General features: G+C 45.1%; 19 protein-coding genes. 11 read left to right on the top strand and 8 right to left on the bottom strand.

Translation table 11 applies throughout. The features are described from left to right. The first annotated feature begins 76 nt into the window (after nt 1-76). Complete coding sequence (locus tag MAR181_RS11165; RefSeq protein WP_013796697.1) at nt 77-559, top strand: DUF2127 domain-containing protein; 483 nt, start codon at nt 77-79, stop codon at nt 557-559. On the opposite strand, the gene MAR181_RS11160 is transcribed toward MAR181_RS11165, so the two are convergent. Further along, entirely contained in the window at nt 556-1,422 is an 867-nt protein-coding gene (locus MAR181_RS11160; RefSeq protein ID WP_013796696.1) for a MurR/RpiR family transcriptional regulator, read from the bottom strand. The two genes, MAR181_RS11165 and MAR181_RS11160, sit on opposite strands and share 4 nt — an antisense overlap. A 391-nt stretch (nt 1,423-1,813) precedes the next feature. Between MAR181_RS11160 and MAR181_RS11155 the strand changes: the two genes are divergently transcribed. From MAR181_RS11155 to iolG, 6 genes are all read left to right on the top strand, one after another. Further along, complete coding sequence (locus MAR181_RS11155) at nt 1,814-2,974, top strand: Gfo/Idh/MocA family protein (protein WP_013796695.1); 1,161 nt, start codon at nt 1,814-1,816, stop codon at nt 2,972-2,974. Then, a complete protein-coding gene (locus tag MAR181_RS11150; protein ID WP_013796694.1) occupies nt 2,974-4,920 on the top strand; it encodes a bifunctional 5-dehydro-2-deoxygluconokinase/5-dehydro-2-deoxyphosphogluconate aldolase in 1,947 nt (648 codons plus the stop codon). Before MAR181_RS11155 ends, MAR181_RS11150 begins: the two co-directional genes overlap by 1 nt. A gap of 23 nt (nt 4,921-4,943) precedes the next feature. Beyond that, nucleotides 4,944-6,806 (top strand): 3D-(3,5/4)-trihydroxycyclohexane-1,2-dione acylhydrolase (decyclizing), encoded by a 1,863-nt coding sequence (gene iolD, locus MAR181_RS11145; protein ID WP_013796693.1) that lies wholly within the window; start codon nt 4,944-4,946, stop codon nt 6,804-6,806. A gap of 45 nt (nt 6,807-6,851) precedes the next feature. Then, entirely contained in the window at nt 6,852-7,775 is a 924-nt protein-coding gene (gene iolE, locus MAR181_RS11140) for a myo-inosose-2 dehydratase (RefSeq protein ID WP_013796692.1), read from the top strand. A gap of 140 nt (nt 7,776-7,915) precedes the next feature. Then, nucleotides 7,916-8,740 (top strand): 5-deoxy-glucuronate isomerase, encoded by an 825-nt coding sequence (iolB, locus tag MAR181_RS11135; protein ID WP_013796691.1) that lies wholly within the window; start codon nt 7,916-7,918, stop codon nt 8,738-8,740. A gap of 29 nt (nt 8,741-8,769) precedes the next feature. Beyond that, entirely contained in the window at nt 8,770-9,768 is a 999-nt protein-coding gene (gene iolG / locus MAR181_RS11130; RefSeq protein WP_013796690.1) for an inositol 2-dehydrogenase, read from the top strand. Nucleotides 9,769-9,902: 134 nt separating this feature from the next. Here the strand turns inward: iolG and MAR181_RS11125 are convergent, their stop codons facing one another. Continuing rightward, nucleotides 9,903-10,307, bottom strand: coding sequence for an acyl-CoA thioesterase (locus MAR181_RS11125; RefSeq protein ID WP_013796689.1), 405 nt, complete (start codon nt 10,305-10,307; stop codon nt 9,903-9,905). A 106-nt stretch (nt 10,308-10,413) separates the two neighbouring features. Continuing rightward, nucleotides 10,414-11,040 carry a dual specificity protein phosphatase family protein gene (locus tag MAR181_RS11120; protein WP_013796688.1) on the bottom strand — a complete coding sequence of 209 codons (627 nt, stop codon included), beginning with the start codon at nt 11,038-11,040 and terminating at the stop codon, nt 10,414-10,416. A gap of 500 nt (nt 11,041-11,540) precedes the next feature. Between MAR181_RS11120 and fucP the strand changes: the two genes are divergently transcribed. The 4 genes from fucP to MAR181_RS11100 all read left to right on the top strand — a co-directional run bounded on the left by fucP (nt 11,541) and on the right by MAR181_RS11100 (nt 17,020). Continuing rightward, nucleotides 11,541-12,845: an L-fucose:H+ symporter permease gene (gene fucP / locus MAR181_RS11115; RefSeq protein WP_013796687.1), complete on the top strand. Its 1,305-nt coding sequence runs from the start codon at nt 11,541-11,543 to the stop codon at nt 12,843-12,845. Nucleotides 12,846-12,968: 123 nt separating this feature from the next. Further along, the gene (locus MAR181_RS11110) at nt 12,969-13,868 is read left to right on the top strand and encodes an AraC family transcriptional regulator (RefSeq protein WP_013796686.1); all 900 of its coding nucleotides are present in this window, start codon (nt 12,969-12,971) and stop codon (nt 13,866-13,868) included. Between the two features lie 128 nt (nt 13,869-13,996). Further along, a complete protein-coding gene (locus tag MAR181_RS11105) occupies nt 13,997-15,352 on the top strand; it encodes an MFS transporter (RefSeq protein ID WP_013796685.1) in 1,356 nt (451 codons plus the stop codon). Nucleotides 15,353-15,358: 6 nt separating this feature from the next. Further along, the gene (locus MAR181_RS11100) at nt 15,359-17,020 is read left to right on the top strand and encodes a glycoside hydrolase family 3 protein (protein WP_013796684.1); all 1,662 of its coding nucleotides are present in this window, start codon (nt 15,359-15,361) and stop codon (nt 17,018-17,020) included. A gap of 229 nt (nt 17,021-17,249) precedes the next feature. Here MAR181_RS11100 and MAR181_RS11095 read toward each other — a convergent pair whose 3' ends face one another. Genes MAR181_RS11095 through MAR181_RS11075 form a run of 5 tightly spaced genes read right to left on the bottom strand, consistent with a single transcriptional unit; the run spans nt 17,250 to nt 21,982 of the window. Next, the gene (locus MAR181_RS11095) at nt 17,250-18,473 is read right to left on the bottom strand and encodes an MFS transporter (protein WP_013796683.1); all 1,224 of its coding nucleotides are present in this window, start codon (nt 18,471-18,473) and stop codon (nt 17,250-17,252) included. Between the two features lie 16 nt (nt 18,474-18,489). Further along, complete coding sequence (locus tag MAR181_RS11090) at nt 18,490-18,939, bottom strand: pseudoazurin (protein WP_013796682.1); 450 nt, start codon at nt 18,937-18,939, stop codon at nt 18,490-18,492. Beyond that, nucleotides 18,929-19,786 (bottom strand): ABC transporter ATP-binding protein, encoded by an 858-nt coding sequence (locus tag MAR181_RS11085; protein WP_013796681.1) that lies wholly within the window; start codon nt 19,784-19,786, stop codon nt 18,929-18,931. The genes MAR181_RS11090 and MAR181_RS11085 overlap by 11 nt, the downstream gene beginning before the upstream one ends. A 3-nt stretch (nt 19,787-19,789) precedes the next feature. Next, nucleotides 19,790-20,845, bottom strand: coding sequence for a FecCD family ABC transporter permease (locus tag MAR181_RS11080; protein WP_013796680.1), 1,056 nt, complete (start codon nt 20,843-20,845; stop codon nt 19,790-19,792). 36 nt (nt 20,846-20,881) lie between these two features. Beyond that, nucleotides 20,882-21,982, bottom strand: a complete 1,101-nt coding sequence (locus MAR181_RS11075) for an ABC transporter substrate-binding protein (protein ID WP_013796679.1) — start codon at nt 21,980-21,982, stop codon at nt 20,882-20,884. Between the last annotated feature and the right edge of the window lie 168 nt (nt 21,983-22,150).

The following is a 22,150-nucleotide window of genomic DNA, read 5'->3' as shown; positions in this document are numbered from 1 at the left end:
TTATAAAAGTGCATACAAATCATAGTATTGTCATGTTGGCGTCTTAGGCTGATATTTTTTAAACGAAGCTGATGTGATGAAATTTGAAGGTTTAAACGCACTGGCCTTAATGGAAGGCATCAAAGGCGTATTGGCTTTAGGCCTAGCTTGTCTGGTGAATGTTGTATCAGGACGAAACTTGCATCAACTTGTATTAGAGCAAATGACGCATTGGTCTATTTCTCAGCAAGGGCATTATGTTCAGTGGTTGATTGGCATGGCTGAGAGCCTGTCAGATAAGAATCTTTCTATGGTGACCTTGGTTGCCTTGCTCTACGCCAGTTTACGGTTTGTCATGGCATACGGGCTGTGGAACCGTTTGCGCTGGACGGAATGGTTTGCTTTTATCAGTGGATGTTTGTACATCCCATTAGAGCTGTATGCGATTTATCAAGATTCTAGCCTTCAGAACTGGCTCATTCTGATATTCAATTTACTGGTGGTGAGCTACCTTTTCTGGGTTTTAAAACGGGATGCCTCGCCGCAAGGTCAGTCCAATATCATTAAGCAAATTGGTTAGTGGTTCCAAGCAATTTGTTTGGTATCGCCCATTTGTCCATCGGCATTAAGTCGATACGCAAGTGACACTAATAAGGTTTGCGCTAGTGTCATCGAAGACGTTAGTGAGCGGAACCCCAACACCTCAGCTTCTTTTATATCAAAACAGACATCCGACATGCCGGCCAAAGGGCTGATCTTACTGTCGGTAATGGCGATGACCTTGGCCCCCGCAGCATAAGCGTATTCACTGACCGTCACAGTTTCTTGAGCATATGGGCTGAAGGTTGTGGCAATGATCACATCGTCTTTACGAATATTACTGGCTTGCTCAACCAACATGCCTCCGCCACCGTCTATGAGGTGAGTCGTTTTATTTAAATGCCTCAAGCTATAAGCAAAATAGCTGGAAATGGGAAATGCGCGGCGTAGCCCAATCAGGTAAATGTTTTCCGCATTTTCTAATAAATCCACAGCCGAACTGAGCATCTCAGGTGAAAATTGATGGGGCATGTGACTCATGGAAAATGCGTTGCGTTGGCTGAATTCACTTAGAATTTGATCAGCATGAATGTCAGCGCCTGTGGCGTTTTGATTCATTTTGACGCGTTCACTGTAATTCGAAATAGAAGTTTGCTCGACTAATGATTGGCGAAACAAGTTCTGCATTTCACTAAAACCATTGTATTCAAAGGCGGCGGCAAAACGGACTAGAGTAGAAGGCGGTACACCACATTGCTCAGCTAGGCTGGCAACCGTTTCTAACGCCACTGTATTAGGGTGTTCTAATAGGAATCGTGCGACCTGTTGGAGACGTTTGCTTAAACCTTCATAGTTTCGACTGATGGTTTGTTGAAGTTGTTCAAGGGTGTTTGGTGCAGACAAGGTCGCTCCTAATCGTGGGTGATGTCACGGGTGTGTTTATGATTATCTGAGTGATCTTAGAACTTACATTCTAAAAAATCAAATTTCATGATTTTCATGTTTCATTTTGGTGGTTTTCATAATCAATTGTTTTATAAAGAGTTAATGTCATTTTTCCTAAAGAGGTGTATTTGACGTGAATATTAAAATATATTTTTTATTTGTTGAATTTTTTGAAATAAATATTCTATTATTGTTCTGTTGTTGAAGTGAATGCATAAGAAAATAAAAACAATAATGTCTTTGATGCACGGATTCTGTCTATTCCATTAAGTGTCTCTTCACGGGTCAGACAGGCATCGAAGAAAACTGGGGCGGTTTGTGTCCAGTCGATTTGAAGAGGTGATAAACAATGTCAAAACCGTTACGAATTGGCATGGTCGGTTCAGGTTACATGGGCAAAGCTCATGCGATCGCATATCGAAATGCTATGGCCGCATTTGAGATTTCTTCTGAATCTCTTATTTGCGACATGTTGGCAGATGCAACCCCAGAATTGGCCAAACAAAAAGCCCTTGAACTTGGTTTTCGTCGTTCAACGGGGGATTGGCGAGATATGATCAATGACTCCGATATTGACGTGATCGACATTTGTGCTCCTAATTTTCTCCATAAAGACATTGCTTTGGCTGCCATTGCCGCAGGCAAGCATGTTTACAGTGAGAAGCCTTTGGCATTGAACTCAGCTGACGCGAAACGCATGACAGAAGCCGCGTCTCTAGCCGGTGTCAGTACACTGGTTGGTTTTAACTACATCAAAAACCCCACATTACAATTTATTAAGCAGCTTATTGAACAAGGCGACATTGGCGACCTGGTGCATTTTCGAGGTGTGTTTAATGAAGATTACTTGGCGCAAGCCGACCTACCTTTTAGTTGGCGTTTACAGCAAGAATTTGCTGGTAGTGGTGCTTTAAATGATCTCGCATCGCACCTAGTGCAACTGGCATTACACCTAATGGGACCGATCACAGAGCTCTGTGCTGATGTAAAAATTGTGCACAAGCAACGTCCGCTAATGGATTCCAATGACAGGTCAGGAAGAGACATGGGAATGGTCGAAAATGAGGACCAAGCCCATATGATGGTGCGCTTTGCGAATGGTGCTCAGGGAACGCTTGAAACCTCTCGAGTGGCTTGGGGACGCAAAAATGGCTTGTCATTTGAGATTACCGGTACCAAAGGCAGTCTCGTATTCGATCAAGAAAGGTTATCGGAGTTTTCATTGTACTTAGCGGGCGATAAACCAGATAGACAGGGATTTAAACGTATTCTGGTTGGACCAGAGCACCCTGACTACAAGGCTTTTTGTGTGTCAGCAGGGCATGGGCTTGGCTTTAATGATATGAAAGCCGTGGAGATTCGAGATTTGTATGAAGGGTTAGTGAATAAACGGAGATTATGGCCTGATTTTAGAGCGGCCACTCAAGTGAATGTGATTTTGGATCAGGTCATTGAATCACATCGAAGGAATGCTTGGGTCAAGATTGAACAATATGATGGGGATCAGTAATGAAAATTAAGACTTTGGATGTCATTTGTTTAGGCCGTGCGGCAGTCGATTTATATTCGGAACAGATCGGCGCACCACTTGAGGATGTTAACAGCTTCAAAAAATACCTTGGCGGCTCTTCTGCCAATATCGCGTTTGGTGCCGCTAGAATGGGCCTGAAATCTGCCATGTTAACGCGTGTTGGTGATGAGCATATGGGACGTTTTGTTCGCAGTGAATTATCACGTGTTGGCGTCGATGTTTCGCATGTGGTCACGGATCAGGACCGCCTTACTGGCTTGGTATTACTGGGCATTAAAGATCAAGATACTTTCCCACTTATTTTTTATCGTGAAAATTGCGCCGATATGGCGATCTCAGAAGAGGACTTTGATGAGGACTTTATTGCCTCAGCAAAAGCCTTGCTGATTACGGGCACTCATTTTTCGACAGAGTCGACGGACAAAACGGCTCGTAAAGCCATTGAATACGCTAAAGCCAATGACACCAAAGTGATTATCGATATTGACTATCGACCTGTGCTTTGGGGCTTAACAGGCCGAGGTGAAGGAGAGAATCGCTTTGTCTCAGATGAAGCGGTTACGCAGCATATTATGTCAATTCTACCCTTGTGTGATTTGATTGTTGGCACTGAGGAGGAGTTTCACATTGCGGGTGGTTGTGAAGATACCATCGAGTGTTTGAAACAAATTCGTCAGGTCTCGACGGCTGAGCTCGTCGTGAAACGCGGTGCTTTGGGATGTTCTGTGTTTAAAGGTGAGATTCCGGATACTTTGGATGAAGGCATTACTCGTTATGGCGTGACCGTAGATGTGCTCAATGTATTGGGGGCGGGGGATGCTTTCTTGAGTGGTTATTTGCGAGCTTGGATCAATCAAGAAAGTACTGAAAACGCTTGTGATTATGCTAATGCATGTGGGGCGATTGTGGTATCGCGTCATGGTTGTGCGCCCGCCATGCCGAGTCTGGAAGAATTGGATTATTACCTGATTCACCGTGATGACATTTCACGTCCTGATTTGGACCCTGTATTGAATTATCTGCATCGAGTGACCACCCAGCGCATAGAACGCCAAGGGGAAGGCAAAGATTGGCAAGACATGTGTATTTTGGCATTTGATCACAGACGTCAATTTGTCGATATGTGTCGTGAAGCTGGGGCGCCCATTTCGCGTGTTAGCAGAGCCAAAGAACTGATTTTACAGGCGGCTTGTGAGGGTTCACAAACCTTGGGCGAAACGGTTGGCGGCACGGGTATTTTAGCCGATGGCACGTTTGCACAAGATGTCTTGAATGACATAACCAGCAAAGATCACTGGATTGCTCGCCCAGTGGAGATGCCGAGCAGCCGTCCCTTGCGCTTTGAGTTAGGCAACAATGTGGGTCAAGCGATTGCCACATGGCCTGCCAATCACATAGTGAAATGCTTGGTGTTTTATCACCCTGATGACGAAGTGAATTTGCGCAGTGAGCAAGAACAGAAAGTCATGGATCTTTATCGTGCTTGCTGTACCACTGGCCACGAACTTTTACTGGAAATTATTCCGCCGGCCGGTTCGAATCTTGATGATGAGACTTTGTCTCGTTCAATTGAACGATTCTACAATTTAGGTGTGTTTCCCGATTGGTGGAAGTTACCTTCACCGAGTAAAGCCGCTTGGCAAAACATTGATGACATCATCAAGGCACGTGCACCTTATTGTCGCGGTGTCGTGCTACTGGGGTTGGATGCGCCGGTAGAAGAGCTAAAAGCAGGCTTTAATGCCGCTGCCGGTCAGGATGTGTGTAAAGGGTTTGCCATTGGCCGCACGATTTTCTCGGCGCCCACTAAGGCATGGTTAAGAAACGACATTAACGATGCCGAGTTTGTGGCTCAAGTGAAGAGTAACTATCTTGAGATGAGCGAATACTGGCGTCAGCGTAATGAAGCGGGAAAGTCACTTTAATCGCCTGTTAACGGAGGCAAAAAATGGAAACAATTCGTTTGACCATGGCACAGGCCTTGGTAAAGCATTTGCAAGCGCAGTACACCTTGATTGACGGTGAAGAAGTGCCGTTATTCGGTGGTGCTTGGGCGATTTTTGGTCACGGTAATGTGGCGGGCATCGGTGAAGCATTAGCGCAAGTGAAAGAGGAATTTACCACCTTTCGTGCTCATAACGAACAAGGCATGGCATTGGCGGCCTGTGCTTTTGCTAAACAGTACAGACGTCAGCGGATAATGGCTTGCACTACGTCGATTGGACCGGGGGCTCTAAACATGGTGACAGCCGCAGGGTTGGCGATGGCGAATCGTTTGCCAGTGTTGTTACTGCCTGGAGATGTGTTTGCGACGCGAACACCAGATCCTGTGCTTCAGCAGGTGGAGCATTTTAATGATCCAAGCATGTCAGTGAATGACTGTTTTCGTCCTGTGTCACGTTACTTTGATCGTATGAATCGGCCAGAACAGTTAATCACCAGTTTGCCCGTGGCAATCAATACCATGCTGGATCCCATTTCTTGTGGCCCAGCCACTCTGGCGTTGCCACAAGATGTTCAGACCATGGCGTACGATTATCCTGTTAGTTTTTTTACTAAGAAGGTACATGGTCTGCGTCGTAATCGCGCTGACTTGCAACAATTGTCTGAGGCCATTGAGGCGCTTAAGCAAGCTAAGAAACCCTTGATGGTGTTAGGGGGAGGCGTGCATTACAGCCAAGCTTTACCAGAAATCCAAGCTTTTGTGGAAACGCACTGTATACCAGCGTGTGAAACTCAAGCCGGTAAGGGAGCTTTGCCTTGGGATCACCCGTGGCATTTGGGGGCGGTTGGAGTAACCGGTTCCAGTGCCGCCAACGCTGCCGCGCAAGAAGCGGATTTGGTGATGGCGGTGGGGACACGTTTGCAAGATTTTACGTCCGCATCACGTACCTTGTTTGCCAATCCAGATTGTACCTTGTTGAGCCTCAATAGTGCGCCCTTTGATGCCGAAAAGCACAATGCTTTGCCCTTGGTGGGTGACGCGAAAACCACCTTGCAGGAACTTGAATCACAGTTGACGCAATGGCACAGCGATTCGGCTTGGCAAACGCAGGTTACAAAATGGAATAACGCTTGGTTGGCTGCAGTGGATAAGGCCACAGCTTTGCCATCACAAGCCAATGATTCGGCTTATTTGCCTACCGATGCCAATGTCATTGGGGTGATTAACCGTCAAGCGCAAGCCAATACGACGATAGTACAAGCGGCAGGAGGTCTACCCGGAGAATTGCATAAATTGTGGCGTACCTCAGATGACTTGGGTTATCACCTAGAGTACGGATTTTCTTGCATGGGGTATGAAATTGCTGGTGGTTTGGGCGTAAAAATGGCCACGCCAGAGCGAGATGTCATCATTATGGTAGGCGACGGTAGTTATTTAATGCTGAATTCCGAAATCGCCACGTCGGTAATGCTGGGTCTAAAACTCACGATAGTGGTTTTGGATAATCGTGGTTATGCCTGCATCAATCGTTTACAAAATGCTTGTGGTGGTGAACCTTTTAACAACCTGCTACAAGACTGTCATACGGTCGAAGCGGGGGCGCCAAAAACTGATTTTGCGGCGCATGCCAAAGCCTTGGGGGCTGACTCTGAGCAGGTCGCTTGTTTGGCCGAATTAGAAACCGCATTACAACGTGCTCGAGCCAGTCAGAAAACCTATCTGATCGCCATTGATACGGATCCTATGCCTAGCACGGAAGAGGGTGGTGCATGGTGGGATGTGGCTGTGCCAGAAGTATCTAGCCGACAACAGGTGTGGGAGGCACATCAAGGCTATCAAGAAGCGAAGCGGAAACAGCCTTATTAATTCATTGCGACAGTTTGGGAAGCAATCAAATCGGGAAGTAATCAAATGAATAAAAATAACAATGCAGTCACGGCTTCTAAGGTTCGAATTGGCATTAATCCGTTGACTTGGACCAACGATGATCTGCCATCTTTAGGCGCCGATACACCTCTTGAAGTGTGTCTGACGGAAGCGCGTCAAGCTGGCTACAGTGGCGTCGAATTAGGTAATAAATTTCCACGAGACCCTGCCGTGCTCGGGCCCATTTTGAAAGAGCATGATTTGGATCTGGTTTCTGGCTGGTACAGCGCGCGATTAATGAAGCGCAGTGCGGAAGAAGAAATTGCCGCCATGCAAGACCATTTGACCTTATTGAAAACCCTTGGTGCCAAGGTCATGGTGTTTGCCGAAGTGACTAATTGCATCCACGGGGATCAGTCAGTGCCATTATCTCAGCGACCCGGTATGACAGAAGCGCAATGGGCGGAATACGCGCAGCGTATCACCCAAGTGGCGGATTATATGGCGGAGCAGGGGGTTAAATTAGCCTACCACCACCATATGGGAACCGTGATTGAAACGGCCGAAGAAGTGGACAAGTTAATGGCCATGACGAGCGACAATGTGGGGCTTTTATTGGATACAGGGCACATCACCTTTGCGGGTGGTAACCCTTTGGAAATGGCAAAGAAACACGCAAAACGCATTGTTCATGTTCATTGTAAAGATGTCCGTCCTACCATTTTACGAGAAAATTTAAATCGGGATAGTGCGTTTCTAAACGCTGTATTGGATGGTGTTTATACCGTACCTGGTGATGGCTGCATTGATTACACACCGATTTTTGACGTGTTAAACGCGGTCAATTATCAAGGTTGGATTGTCGTGGAGGCGGAGCAGGATCCTGCGATTGCGCATCCATTGACCTACGCGACCATGGGATATCAGTACTTGTCGAGTCACTTAGAACAAGTTGGTTTCAAGATTTAAACAAATACGATGTGAAAAATGGAGCGCGCCTTATGGGGCGTTCCGTTTAGCAAATTGACCATTTTAAGAGAGGGGCATTATGTTCAATTCACTAATTCTCTATGCCAACCATGAAGTAATGTTTTTCGAGGTGAAGCACTATGTCACGTTTACTCAGTAAAAAGCGCCAACTAGCTGGACAGTCACAAACCCAGTTAGTGACACCAGTCAGTGCCAATTGGCAATACGTCGGCTTTGAGGCGCATCAGCTTAACGTAGGTGAAACGGTCACCCTTGCTACGGAAGATGATGAAGTCTGCGCGGTCATTTTAAGTGGTAAAGCGAATGCTAAGACACAACAAGCATCTTGGCACGATATAGGCGATCGCATGAGTGTGTTTGATCAAAAAGCCCCTTATGCGGTGTATGCGCCTGCTCAAGATGAAATTTGTATTGAGGCGTTGACCGATGTGGAAGTGGCGTTTTGTAAAGCGCCAGGCAAGGGTGGCCATGCGGCTAAGTTGATTCGCCCTGAACAGTGTCAGTACGAAACCCGCGGCGTCGCTAGTAATACTCGACACGTGTGCAACATTTTGTTTGGTAATGAGCCTGCCGACAGTTTGTTGGTGTGTGAAGTGATTACTCCAAGTGGTGGCTGGTCAAGTTATCCGCCTCACAAACACGACACTGACGCAGCACCAGCGGAAACGCAGTTGGAAGAAACCTATTATCACAAAATAGATCCGCCTCAAGGTTTTGCTTTCCAGCGCGTCTATACAGATGATCGCAGTATTGATGAAACCATGGCGGTGGAAGATGGGGACTTGGTTATGGTGCCAGAGGGCTACCATCCTGTGGGTGTTCCTCACGGCTATCAGTCTTACTATTTGAATGTCATGGCCGGCCCCAGTCGTAACTGGATCTTTCATAATGACCCCGACCATGAGTGGATCATAGAACGGGATAAAAAAGTAACCAATGGTTGATTGAATAAAAATAACATAAGGATTTCACAATGTTGAATTTTGCTTTATTTGGTGCGGGTCGTATTGGCAAGATGCATGCGCAAAACCTTCAGGCGTTCGTACATTCAAATTTGAAATACGTTTATGATGTGCATGCTCCGGCCGCACAGGAAGTCGCAAAAGCCACAGGAGCCAAAGTCGCGGAGAGTGTAGACGATGCGTTGGCGGACCCAGAAGTGGATGCGGTGTTGATTGCGACCAGCACAGACACGCATGTGGAGCTGATTATCAAAGCGGCGAAAGCGGGTAAAGCAATTCTCTGTGAGAAGCCGATTGATTTGAATACAGCTACCGTTAATGCTTGTATGGAAGAGATCAAAGATTGCGATGTGCCGATTCAAATTGGTTTTAACCGTCGTTTCGATCCAAGCCATAGTACAGCAGCAAAAGCGGCTCATGACGGAAGTGTCGGAAAACTAGAGCAAGTCATCATCAGCAGCCGCGACCCAGGTATGGCACCTGTTGAGTATCTGAAGTCTTCTGGTGGTATTTTCCGTGACATGATCATTCATGATTTTGACATGGCACGTTTTATTCTGGCTGAAGAAGTCGTTGAAATCCAAGCTTTTGGTAGTGCCTTGGTGGACGAAAAAATCACTGAAATTGGTGACGTTGATAGTGTCATGATCAATATGAGGAGCCAATCTGGTCGCCTAATTCACATCAATGGTTCCCGTCGTGCAAGCTATGGTTATGATCAACGCGTCGAAGTGTTTGGTTCGGAAGGTATGGTGATTTCTGACAATCAAACACCCACCTCGGTCGTGCGTTACAACACGGATACGACAGGTGTGAAAGATCCATTGTTTAACTTCTTTACTGATCGCTATGGCGCGGCTTATAACCTACAGCTAACGGCGTTCATTGAGAATGTCTTGGCGAAACGACCGGTATCCCCCAGTTTTGAGGACGGTCGCCGTGCTCAAATTTTGGCCGACGCGGCACAAAGATCCTTTGACACAGGTGAGAAAGTCAAATTGACTTGGTGAAAATGATCCAAGTGCGATGAGCATCAATAGCAAAGCCCATTTGAGCGATCAAAGGGTTTTTTTATGCGTTCGCGAGGAAAAGCGAACGTCATCCAACCTGAGTGTTCGCTCGTCAACTTAGCCTTTTCAAGGCTTCAACCAATGGCTTGTGCAATTTTTTTGCGGTAGTCGTCTGGCAATGGAATGGCCCCATTGTGTTCTTTTGAAAAGCACACGTAGGTAACGTCAGCTTCAACAACCAGTTTGTCATTAGCGATGTTTACAATGCGTTGTTTCATGGTAATGCTGCGGTTGCCGAGTTTGGTGAATTGAGTGTCGATCTCCAACACATCCCCAAAGCTTGCTTCAGCCTTAAAGTCGATATTAATGTTGACGATGGCCCAGATGATGCCTTGTTTGAGCAGGTCGTCACCAATGTTAAATTCATCGAAAAATGCCCAGCGACCTTCTTCTAAAAATTCCAAATAACGAGCATTGTTAACGTGTTGAAAAATATCAAGATGAAACCCTCGAACCTTGATTTGCACTTTACCTTGCATCTGATCGTCCTCTTATTTTTGTTTATTCAAAGGGTAAGGGGCGCGGTAAGAGATGCAAATAACAAAATCGCTTGATTTTAATGACAGGAAAGTACGGATTTTACATTCAGGATGAGGAACCAAACCCTGCTTGGCGTAAGCAGTGTTCCATTTCAGCGGCGCGTCGTGTGGCTTCAATTAAGCTGGCTTTTGGGGTTTCAAACCACTCATCAGGATGCAATTCACGCTTTTCTCGAATCAGATTAATGGCTGCGTCTAAGCTTGGAAATTGCTCTGGGAATTCCAAGTGCAGAAATAACGCAACTAACGCCACAGAGCGACTACGACCGCCACGACAATGAACCAGTATGTTGCCTTTTTCTTTGACAGGATAAGACGCTTTTTCAGGCATGGTTTGCAGCAAAGATGAGCGCATTAAGTGATAGCCAGCTAGTAGCATGGCTGCTGGGTTTCCTGGCCCGTCAATTAACCCAATTTTATAATAACGCACATGGCCTGAGCCGAAGTTAAGCAGTGATGATTGATGCTTTGGGTCAGTGTTGGTCGCCAGATCGATATCCAAATTCACCGCACAATTAAAGATTACCTTGATATTGTGTTGTTGATGAAAAGCCTTGTCAGCCGCGCCTTGAGACCCTCCTATAAAGACATCAATACCGTATTTAGGTATGTCTGTCGCTATTAGACTAATGGCGGGACGAGGGTAGCGTTTTTTGGTGTTGCTTGTGGTCATGTTTGTTTGCGCCTAACTGAGTGAGAAGGGCCTGCTAAAGCATTGGTTTGCAGGTCAATACAGGGCTTAATCGGAAGCGCTGTCGTCAATACAAAGAGGGTATGTTAGCACGCTTATGAAGGCAATTTTAATGCACCGAGCCTGTCGTTTTCTATGCATGAAAATACTGATTAAATGAATTCTTTGTCATGAATATTTCATTAATGTTAATGAAATGGGTAAGAAAAGGTTAATTGGGCGTGATTTGAGCGGGTTTCGATCAATAAGGTAATTTTTGGTAAAACTTGGTGGTAGGATCCTGCCCCAAATTCTGAGATGACGAGTATTAAACGTCGCTTTATTGTGTGATTAATGGATGTCGTAAAGAACACCTTTAATTAGAGAATTAGGCGGAGTTTTACCCGTTGAAAATCATTATCAATGTCTGACTGTTGCGGAAGCGATTTCGGTCTTCTTTATGCAGCATGTCATCCAACTATAATTACAGATGTTGTTGCTTTATGAAAAATCAAAATTCAGTGAACCAAGAAAACACTTCTAACCAGTTTGTTTACGGCAATATGAAATTGGCCTTCATTCTATTGATTACTTGCTTTGCAGCATGGGGCGTAGCCGCCAACATGACAGACCCCTTGGTTAAAGTATTCAGTAAGATCTTTACAATGAGTACCTTTGAGTCGGCATTAGTTCAGTTTGCTTATTATGGCGCTTATTTTTGTTTAGCGATTCCAGCCGCGTTCATTAACGCACGTTATTCTTATAAAGCGGGTGTATTGAGTGGTTTAGGCTTGGCGATCCTTGGGGCATTCGCTTTTTACCCTGCTAGTGTTTCTATGACCTACGGCTTTTTCTTAGCCGCTTTGTTTATCATGGCTGCTGGTATGTCTATTTTGGAAACGTCGGCGAATCCATTTGTCATGGCAATGGGACCAGAAGAGACAGCAACACGTCGTTTGAACTTGGCTCAGGCATTTAATCCAGTCGGTACCAACATTGGTGTTTTCTTAGCGGCAACACTGATTTTGCCTAAATTGAATACAGCAACAGCAGAACAAAGAGCCAGCATGACACCTGACATGCTACAAAGCATTCAAGCAGAAGAGCTAACCGGCGTGATGACACCTTATGTTGGTATGGCATTTGTACTGATGCTGATTTGGGTATTGGTGTACTTTATTCGAGTGCCAAAAGCCAATGCTTCTGGTGCCGGCTATCGTGAAGATGCTACTAACATTGATTTTGCGGCGACCTTCCGCCGTTTGATGTCTAACCCCCAATATCGTTGGGGTGTGGTGGCACAATTTTTTAACGTGGCAGCACAAACCTGTACTTGGACCTTTACCATTCAATACGTACAAGAAGCAATTGGCGGTACCGAAGCCAGTGCGGCGGATTACTTGCAGTACAGCTTGATCATCTTTTTGATTTCTCGATTTGTGATGACTTGGTTGATGGGCTTCTGTCGTCCTGCTGTGTTGTTAAGCATTCTGGCGGCGGCTGGGACGATGCTTTGCCTATACGCTGTGATGACCCCTGATGTGTCCGGTGTTTGGGCCATTGTTTCGATTTCAGCCTGTTTGTCTTTGATGTTCCCTACTATTTATGGGGTGGCATTAAATGGTTTAGGCAATGACACTAAGTTCGGTTCAGCGGGTTTGGTTATGGCGATCCTAGGTGGTGCGATTATGCCATTGGTTCAGGGTGCCACCATTGATACTTACAATGCAACCGTGTCATATGTTGTGCCAGCGGCTTGTTTCCTTGTTGTCGTTGGCTATGGTTTATTTGCAATGAAACGTACTTAATCATTCATTGATTGAATCGAAGCCTCGCATTTGCGGGGCTTTTTTCGTTGTGACATTTGTCAATAACTTGCTTATGATGCGTGGCAGGAGAGTGAAGTCGCAAATTAGGAAGTTGACCTTGCCATGTATTTATCTAATCGAGCAGAGATATTAGAAGAAGATGCTCGCATCTTTGCCCATTGCGTGACTCAATGTGAATTGCATCACCATGATGCTCATGAGTGTTTGTGGGTGGTAAAAGGGCGTATACGGGTTCAAGTATTGGACGATGTTATTATGCTCAAGGAAGGTGAGCTGTTATTTATTAATAAAGGCTTACCCCATGCAACCCAAACGCTGGACGACGATAATCTGGTCATTTGTTTGCAGCATGAGTTCGAACAGGTCTCTGTCGCGACATTAATGTTTGATGATTGGAATCTGGTTCAAAAAGGCTTGGCAAACGAGATTAAAGAACTACTGTCTCATCTTTGGTGGGAGTCTCACCATCGAGCTGAACATTGGCAGATGGCGCAAAAGGTATACTTATCAAAACTGACGTTAATTCTGGCTCGATATTTCCCTCAAGCTGAGCAATTACAACCCGAATCCATCGAATCCGCGGTGTTGATTCATGATTTATTAAGTCAGATCACATCTCGTTATCGTGAACATCTCTCGTTATCTTTATTGGCCACTGAAAAAGGCATGACTGAAGCCTATTTAAGCCGTTATTTTAAAGCCAAAGTGGGGGAAACTTTTCTGCGTTATCTGACCCTATATCGTCTCGAAAAGAGCTTAACGGACTTAGCTCAAAAGGGGCAAAAATCCGTTTCGGACATCGCTTTCGATCATGGTTTTCCTTCTGTTAAGGCCTTTAATACAGCCTTTCGTCGTGAATATAACTGTACGCCAACAGAGTTTCGTTTAACCCGCCAAAATGTCAATTTGGTGCAGTTTGGAGAAGCGTATGCGGGAGTTGATCTGGGCGTGCTAAAGCAGAAGATCCTACCTTGGTTAAACAAACAATATTTGTATTTATGACCTGCGTTTTCATATTGCTAATTAGGGGAGCAGGTCAAAAATCGGCTAGTGGCTAGGTCAAAAATCGGATAGCGCTCTTTTTTATAATTCTCATAATGACCAAATAACAATAAATAAAAGAGGTGATTATGAAACAGTTATCGTTTTTCGATAAGGTCAGTTATGGCTTTGGTGACTTAGCCAGTAACGTAGTGTTTACTGCTGTGGGTACCTATTTGATGTTCTTTTATACGGATGTCTTTGGTATTTCTGCCGCCGTTGTCGGCACCTTGTTCTTTGTGACGCGAATGTGGGATGCAGTATCAGACCCAATTATGGGGATGATTGGTGATCGTACTCGCAGTCGATTTGGTAAATTTCGCCCCTATCTTTTGTATGTTCCTATTCCGTTAGCCATTGTCGCTATTCTGACATTTACGACGCCAGATTTGAGCGAGTCAAACAAGGTCATCTGGGCGTTTGCCACGTATATCCTATTAATGACGCTCTATACCGCCATTAACATTCCATATTCTTCTCTTCCTGCCACTATGTCTGATAGTCCAGTCGAACGTGGCCAGATGGCGTCCTTTAGAATGGTATTGGCCTTCAGTGGCGCGCTATTAGTGAACGCAGGTACTTTGCCCTTGGTAACATTCTTTGGTGGTGAAGATCAGCAACAAGGCTTTCAATACACCATGATGCTGTTAAGCGCCATCATGGTGGTGATGTTTTGGTTGTGCTTTGCTCGTGTTAAAGAACGCGTTCCAATGGTGAAGCAATCTTCTTCGGTGAAACAAGACTTTGCGGTGGTGGTGAAAAATCGAGCTTGGTGGATCACTATTTTAATGGGTGTGCCCATGTTTACTTTCGGTTTGATGCCATTTGCCGTAGGTATGTACTACTTCACTTACAATGTGGGCGACGTGAGTGCGGCAGGTACCTTCTTTACCTGTGCGACTCTGGGCATGATTGTTGGTGCCATTATTATGTCCCAGCTTGTTAAGCGTTTTGCGAAACGCAGTTTGATCATGGCTGCGGCTCTTTCGAGCATGTGCTTTATTGGTAGCTTGTATTGGGTGGATCCCGCTAATTTGACCATGATATACGTGATTATCTTTTTCAATCAATTGACCAAAGGCGTGGCCGCATCCTGTCTTTGGGGGGTGGTAGCGGACACGGCTGATTACGTTGAATGGAAATCGGGTCGTCGAGTCGTTGGTTTGTCGACCAGCTCCGCGACGTTTTCTCATAAATTCGGAATGGGATTAAGCGGTGCCATTGTCGGTGCAGGATTGAGCTATGCAGGTTATCAAGCTGGTGTTGAGCAAACCGATGCTGCAAAAAATATGATTACCATCTTTATGAGTTTATTACCGGCTTTTGGAGCAGCATGTATTGTCGTGATTGCATTCTTTTATCCCATTAATGCTGAGGTGGAAGTCACTATGCAAGAGGGGTTAAGAAAAGCCCGTAAAGCGAATGCAGATGGACATAAGGGTTAATTTGATATGTATGAAGATCTAAAAAAAGCCCCATTTAATCTAGAGTCAAACCAAGTTGAATGGGTAAAGAAGACGTTTGAAGGACTCTCTTTAGAGCAGAAAGTGGGGCAGCTTTTTAATTTAATGATTAGAGAGAACTCGGACGCCGAGTTGGCCTTGGTTAAATCCATTCAACCCGGTGCCATTACTAAGTTTGTGGGATTTGATTTGGACACGGAAATCAACACCATGAACCAGTTGAAATCCTGTACGGATTTGCCTTTATTAGTCAGTGCGGATTTAGAAGGCGGTGGAATGAGTTTTCCGTTTGGTGCTCAAGTGCCTAACCAGCTTGGTTTGGCAGGGCTAAAAGAGACTCAAGCGGTGAACTATTGCACACAAGTGATTGCTCAGGAAGCAAAGTTGCTGGGCATTAATTGGTCATTTACGCCTGTTGTTGACATCAATGCTACTTTTCGCAGTGCGGTGGTTGGAACCCGCTCCTACGGCAGTGATTTAGACATTGTTGAAAATATGGGGGCGGCCAACATTAATACCTTCCAGCAACATGGTATTGCCGCGACTGCAAAACATTGGCCAGGAGAAGGTTATGATGATCGTGATCAGCATTTAGTGACCACAGTGAACCCTCTTAGCAAAGCGGAGTGGGATACCCACTATGGCAGATTGTATCGACGCATGATTGACCAAGGTGTGATGTCCATCATGTCTGCTCACATTGCATTACCTGAGTACGTTAAGCAGTTTGAAGACTCGCCGGAAGAGTGGTGGCGTCCCGCCAGTGTCAGCAAATTGTTAAATCAACAATTGCTGCGTGACGAGCTAGGATTCAATGGTTTGATTGTGTCTGATGCCTCTGTGATGGCTGGTGTGAGTAGTTGGGATCACAGAGCCAATGTGGTTGCCGATACCATTGAAAACGGCTGTGACATGTTGCTGTTTTGTAAGGAGCCTTTGGAAGATTACGCATACATGCTTAAAGCAGTACGCGAAGGGCGTTTATCTGAACAACGTTTAGAGCAAGCAGTGGTCAGAGTCTTAGGGATGAAAGCCTCATTGGGTTTGCATCAAGCGGCGGAAACACTGACAGTAAAAGCATTTCAGTCCTTATTGGCATCGGACTATGCTGATAAGATAACGGAGTTGAATCGTCGTACACCGCATTTGGTGAAAAATAGAAACAAGCTATTACCGATTGATCACAATGAGAAAAAGCGTGTTCTGGTGATTTCAACTGGTATCCGCCATACCTTTGTACCTGACCCTATTCCGTTAGCCGTGCCTGATATGCTCACCAAGGCTGGGTTTGAGGTCACCGTGTTTACGAGTGGAATGAAGTTGGATCCTCAAGAGTATGATTGGGTGTTGTATCTCATTGCGGACGAATCCATGTTAGTGAAATCTCACATTTATATCGATTGGATGCGTTTACACGATGGTTTTGGCAATGCCATGTATCGGCCTTGGGTGGATTTACCAGCAGTAATGGTCTCTTTTGGTCACCCTTACCATTTATACGATGCGCCGAATATGCCTGTATATATTAACGCTTATAGTCCACTTCAAAGTGTGCAACAGGCGGTGGTAGAGGGCATTACAGGTCAACTTGAGTGGAACCATGAGGCGGCCATTGATCCATTTTGTGGCCTTGAGCAATTGCGTTATTAACGCCCAATTACTGAATGAACTTGAACATTAAGTTGGCTCAGAACTGAAAAAGCGAGGTCAATGTCTGGTGATGTTGACCTCGCTTTTTTTATTTGAAAACTGTGTTGGTGCTGGCTTTTAGATAATCTTGTTGATTGTAGGGAGTCTTTAAGCCAATAGGCATAATCTAATGAAAGTCTAAAGACCTGATGACGACTGAACTCGTAATATCGTGACTCTGCTCAAAATATTAAGCCGTTTGGGCCTGTGACTGTTTAACCTGGTTATAAAGCAATAACCCTGAAACGATTCCAAAGCCTGCTAGACCCGCCCAGATCCAGTTGTGGGAGAGCGTTGTTGTGCCAAGTAGCCAGCCTGTTGAGATATTTCCTAAGAAGGCATAAATACCGCCAATGCAAGAATATAACCCATAATGACTGCCCAATTCTTTTGCTTCACAAAAGGTTGGCACATGAGCACCGAGTAAGGGGAAAACCAACATAGAGCCCAAACTAAAAAAGAGTGCGCAGATTATGAAGGGGAGAGCGGGAGCATCTGGAATGGTTAGGTTCAGCCATAAATAACTGGCACCCATGATGGTCATACCAAGCCCCATGCCTTTTGCGGTTCCAAGATGTTTTGTAACGAAACGGCTGACGGGCATTTGCATCAGAACACCGGTAATGGAGGAGGTGGCAAATACCCAAGTGATGATGGTGACGTCTTGAGTGATAACGCGCACTTCATGGGGAATTGCAATATACAGTTGGTGGAATAATAACTGATAGACAGAGGAGCAAAAGACAAACAGCATGAAGGCTTTATGACTTAGCATGCTGGACCATTGTCGCCAAAAAACAGGACTTTTGTTGGTGTTTTTCTGCTGTGATTCAAGTTCTGGTAAATAACGCCATTGAATGATGAAGAGTAAACTGAATAAGCTGGCAGATAGGATGCCAACGAGCGAAAAATCCACCCTTAGTAAAGCTAATCCAAGTAGTGGCCCGAGAAGCATGCCAGCTTCTGAGGTCAGGCTCTGTAGCGCGAAGACTTTTTGTCTTTGGTTTTGATGAGGGTGTTCAGAGGCCAGATAGGCTTGGCTACTGGGGGTAAATAATGCACCAGCAAAGCCAGAACAAAATGCTCCCAATAGCAGAGCGGGCATACTCTGCGCTAATCCTAATAGCGCAAACCCCAGGATTCGTACAGCACATCCCATTAATATTAAGCGTTTATACCCAAATCGATCGCCTAGCGTGCCGCCCACTAAAAACAGACCTTGCTGACTGAGTACTCGTAAGCCAATAATGGCACCAACATACCAACCAGTAAGACCTATATCCTGTTCAAGATGGTCTGCCAAGTAGGGCAGTAGCATGTAAAAGCCAAGATTGAAGGTAAAGCCATTAATGACTAAGACGCGACCTGCTGGAGACAGCAGGTTAAAATCGTTAATAAAGTGCTTAAATAGCATGTAACTCTTATTGAGATTAAGGTGCCTGAATCATGGCCAGTAAGTCATCGATGCGTGCTGGCTTTAACGCCATTTTGGAGCGTAACCTAGGCGCTTTTTGTTGAACCACACTTAAGTTTTTGGCTTCGCCTACTTGGATGATACCAACCATCCCCATCATTAAATGGGGCGTGCAATAATAAAGGTGGATGCCTTCTTGATCAAGCCTTAAAGTGTATTCTTTATCCAGCGGCGTTTTCCATTTTTTCGCCTCTTTTGGGACAACATAGGATTGAGCATTGTGTCCTGAGTGAGTCGGAATAAAGGTCACCGTATCGCCAATGTCGGCATGGATATAGGCTGGTTGGAAAATCATCCCGCCTTCATTCGCGGCACCGTAATTAAGCATTTGTACTTGCCATTCTTTTGCGAAAGCTAGACTGCTTAGGCTAGTCAATAACAGCAACATTAGAGGTTTAGAAAACACGTTCAACTCCTTTGGACGATATGGTGTGGTCTGGGTTTGCATTGGTTTGTTTGCTTTTAGCTGAGGATGTTTTTGCTTGTTTGTCTTGTCGAATAGTGCGAACAAATGGAATGCCTTGTGAATCCTTTGATATCTCAGCTTTTACTCCATATACCTGCTCTACGAGTTGTGGGGTAAGGATATCACTAGGATGACCACTTTCAACCACATGACCGTCTTTTAAGACCAATAGGTTATCGGCATATTGAGCCGCTAAATTTAAGTCATGTAGTACCATTAAGGTAACCCAGCCCTGCTGTTTGGTTTGCTGGTCTAAATGATCTAAAAGGACATGTTGGAAATGCAGATCCAGGGCACTCACTGGTTCATCCAACATGAGGATTTTAGGGTTCCTCATTAGCGCTTGAGCAAATAAAATCATCTGGCATTGTCCACCACTGAGCTTATTCACGGAGCGGTTTGCTAAATGCAATAAACCAATGGTCTCCAAGGCGCTAAGCGCTTGTTCTATGAGTGAATCGTCTAGTCGTAAACTTAAGGCATCCAATTGTCCAAGCAAAACCACTTCTAACACGCTCAGCTCAACATCAAGGCGAATGTCTTGGGGCATGTAACCAAACTGCTTACGCCATTGGGATAATTGTTTCGAATGAAGTGTTTGGTCAAAAAACGAGATGTCGCCAGACTGGGCTTGAATGTCGCCAAACAGGGTTTTCAGAAGCGTACTTTTTCCGGTGCCGTTTGGGCCAATGATGACATTCACTTTGCCTGGCTGGAGAGCGAATGACATATTATTGGCGAGTACCAGTGTGTCCAAAGACACATTGAGATTGTTAACTTGCAACATAATTTAGCGCCTTTTCCCTAAAATCAGCCAAAAGAAGAAAGGCACACCTATGATCGCGGTGACTATCCCGATCGGGAATAAAGCCCCTGGAACAATGACCTTAGAAAGCACCGACGCACTGGATAATAAAAAAGCGCCAATTAAAAAAGATAAAGGCAGAAAAAAGCGTTGGTCTTCGCCAACCAGAATTTTGGCGATGTTGGGCGCGACAATGCCAATAAAACCGATAATACCGACAAAACTGGTCACAGTAGCTGTCATTAAGGCGACAATGAAGAGCGTTTTTAATCTTAATCGACTGACATTAACACCCAAACTTTTTGCTCGTTCTTCTCCCAATCTTAAGGCGGTTAACTGCCAAGCATCTTTCATGAGAAATACCATGCATATTAAGGTAATGCTGCCGACTATGGCGAGGTTGCTCCAAGAAGCTTTTGATAAACTGCCAAACAGCCAGAATAAAATTTGCTGACTTAGCTCTGGTGAGGATATGAACTGCACTAATGATAGTAATGACTGGAATAAAAAAAGTAGCGCAATCCCTGCTAAGATCAGTTGCCCAGAACTGATGTGACGCATAGTGGCTAGAGCAAAGAGAAACGCCGCAGCTAACATGCAACAAATAAACGCCCCAAGTGGTACAGCCACATTGGCACTTAATCCTAACGAGCCGACATAAAGCGTCAATGCGGCCCCGAAGCCTGCGGCTGCAGCCATGCCAAGTGTATATGGGCTGGCCATGGGATTATTCAACAGGGTTTGCATCTCAGCACCGCCGACACCTAATACACCACCAACAATGACAGCCATGATAGCGATGGGTAATCTGAGGTTGGCGACAATGACCTTAGTGGTTGGGTCTACTTCTGTATTAAAGCCAATTAAATGAAGCAATGCGTTTGCAACGTCTTTGATGTTTAAAAGAGAAGGGCCAGTGGCCACATCCAAAATAAAGGAGGTCAATAACACCACGGATAGGATACTAATAACAAACCAGCGACGTTGTTCTGAACGTCGCTGGTTTGAGATAGCATCAGAAAGTAAATCTGATGACTGCATATTTAGAATACCGACTTCAACTGTGTAGGCGGTATATTACTCCGAAATTTGAACGGTAAAAGTACCTGTAGGGGTCACAGGTAAGTATTTTTTATAGAAATCCAAGTACGCTTGTTCTGGATTCACATCCTTAAATAAGCTTGGGTACATGGCTTTGGCGATAAACTGAGCCATTGAAGCGTCTAGGATAGTACGCGAAGCGCCTTGGTAGATACCATACACTTGACCATTTTCTACCGCTGGCATTTGCGCCCAACCAGGGCGATTGGTAAAGCCTTCAAGGCGCTGTTTTGCCATTGTCCGTTCGATACCTTGTCCCATCGGCATAGCGTCACCTTTGACACCAGATTCGGTACCAGCAATGAACACAACCTGTGGTTTAGAAGCAAGAACTTGTTCTGGATTCATCGGTCCCCACCATTCAACAAATGGCGCAGCAATATTATCCCCTTGCAACATGGTTACCATAGCGCCCCACATGTTTTTGCCGTAGGTGAAGCTGTACTGACTTGGTCCCTTGTTACCAAATTCAACATAAGCACGAGGCTTTGCTAAGTTGGCGGCTTGAATACGAGATAACGTAGCGTCAATGGTCGCTTGGTACTCATTTGCAATTTGATTCGCACGCTTCTCTTGGCCAGTTAAGGTGCCAATTATGTGAGTGCTTTTTAAATGGCGCTGTAAGGTTTGTGCATTGTAATCCACAACGACAATAGGGATGCCGGCTTCTTCTAGACGGTCAACGTCCATGCCAAGACCTTTGTATTGCCAATCTGATAATAAGACCACACTCGGTTTAAGGCTCAATACTTTTTCAATGGAAAAGGTTTGAGCTTCGACTTCGCCTACGTCTGGAATGTCCTTTAGAGATGGACGGTAATTGGTGTATAGATTCCAGCTTGCAGGGCGCCAGCCTTCCCAGGTATCGCGAGATAAGCCAACGACATGGTCGAAGGCTTTTTCAGTGCCTATCGCCATATAATCTTCGGCATAAAATCCGAGAACAACACGTTTGGCAGGTACGTCGACTTCGACTTGTCGTCCTAATACGTCATCGATAACGGTTACTTTTGCTTGGGCTGCACCAGTTAAAATGGACATTCCAAGAGCCATGGCAAGAAGGGAACCTAGCTTCATTAATGAGATCCTTATTTATGAGAATGATTTACGCATGCGAATATTACGCAAACGCGATTTTTTTTCAAGCGCTATTCATTGCAAATATAAAATTGATAATTATTCATACTATTTTGATGGTGTTATTGAAAGCTGTATGACGCTTCTTGAGCAAACGATCTTTGCTTG

The organism is Marinomonas posidonica IVIA-Po-181 (assembly GCF_000214215.1).
GTDB lineage: Bacteria > Pseudomonadota > Gammaproteobacteria > Pseudomonadales > Marinomonadaceae > Marinomonas > Marinomonas posidonica.
The sequence above is the reverse complement of the archived record's forward strand: the minus strand, read 5'-3'. Positions and strand labels throughout refer to the sequence as shown.

Excerpts from the sequence above, each read along its gene's own strand:
- iolD (WP_013796693.1), top strand. The coding sequence starts at position 4,944 with ATGGAAACAATTCGTTTGACCATGGCACAGGCCTTGGTAAAGCATTTG.
- MAR181_RS11100 (WP_013796684.1), top strand. The coding sequence starts at position 15,359 with ATGTATGAAGATCTAAAAAAAGCCCCATTTAATCTAGAGTCAAACCAA.
- iolB (WP_013796691.1), top strand. The coding sequence starts at position 7,916 with ATGTCACGTTTACTCAGTAAAAAGCGCCAACTAGCTGGACAGTCACAA.
- fucP (WP_013796687.1), top strand. The coding sequence starts at position 11,541 with ATGAAAAATCAAAATTCAGTGAACCAAGAAAACACTTCTAACCAGTTT.
- MAR181_RS11080 (WP_013796680.1), bottom strand. The coding sequence starts at position 20,845 with ATGCAGTCATCAGATTTACTTTCTGATGCTATCTCAAACCAGCGACGT.
- MAR181_RS11095 (WP_013796683.1), bottom strand. The coding sequence starts at position 18,473 with ATGCTATTTAAGCACTTTATTAACGATTTTAACCTGCTGTCTCCAGCA.
- MAR181_RS11085 (WP_013796681.1), bottom strand. The coding sequence starts at position 19,786 with ATGTTGCAAGTTAACAATCTCAATGTGTCTTTGGACACACTGGTACTC.
- MAR181_RS11075 (WP_013796679.1), bottom strand. The coding sequence starts at position 21,982 with ATGAAGCTAGGTTCCCTTCTTGCCATGGCTCTTGGAATGTCCATTTTA.
- MAR181_RS11110 (WP_013796686.1), top strand. The coding sequence starts at position 12,969 with ATGTATTTATCTAATCGAGCAGAGATATTAGAAGAAGATGCTCGCATC.
- MAR181_RS11155 (WP_013796695.1), top strand. The coding sequence starts at position 1,814 with ATGTCAAAACCGTTACGAATTGGCATGGTCGGTTCAGGTTACATGGGC.
- MAR181_RS11125 (WP_013796689.1), bottom strand. The coding sequence starts at position 10,307 with ATGCAAGGTAAAGTGCAAATCAAGGTTCGAGGGTTTCATCTTGATATT.
- MAR181_RS11120 (WP_013796688.1), bottom strand. The coding sequence starts at position 11,040 with ATGACCACAAGCAACACCAAAAAACGCTACCCTCGTCCCGCCATTAGT.
- MAR181_RS11105 (WP_013796685.1), top strand. The coding sequence starts at position 13,997 with ATGAAACAGTTATCGTTTTTCGATAAGGTCAGTTATGGCTTTGGTGAC.
- iolG (WP_013796690.1), top strand. The coding sequence starts at position 8,770 with ATGTTGAATTTTGCTTTATTTGGTGCGGGTCGTATTGGCAAGATGCAT.
- MAR181_RS11165 (WP_013796697.1), top strand. The coding sequence starts at position 77 with ATGAAATTTGAAGGTTTAAACGCACTGGCCTTAATGGAAGGCATCAAA.
- iolE (WP_013796692.1), top strand. The coding sequence starts at position 6,852 with ATGAATAAAAATAACAATGCAGTCACGGCTTCTAAGGTTCGAATTGGC.
- MAR181_RS11150 (WP_013796694.1), top strand. The coding sequence starts at position 2,974 with ATGAAAATTAAGACTTTGGATGTCATTTGTTTAGGCCGTGCGGCAGTC.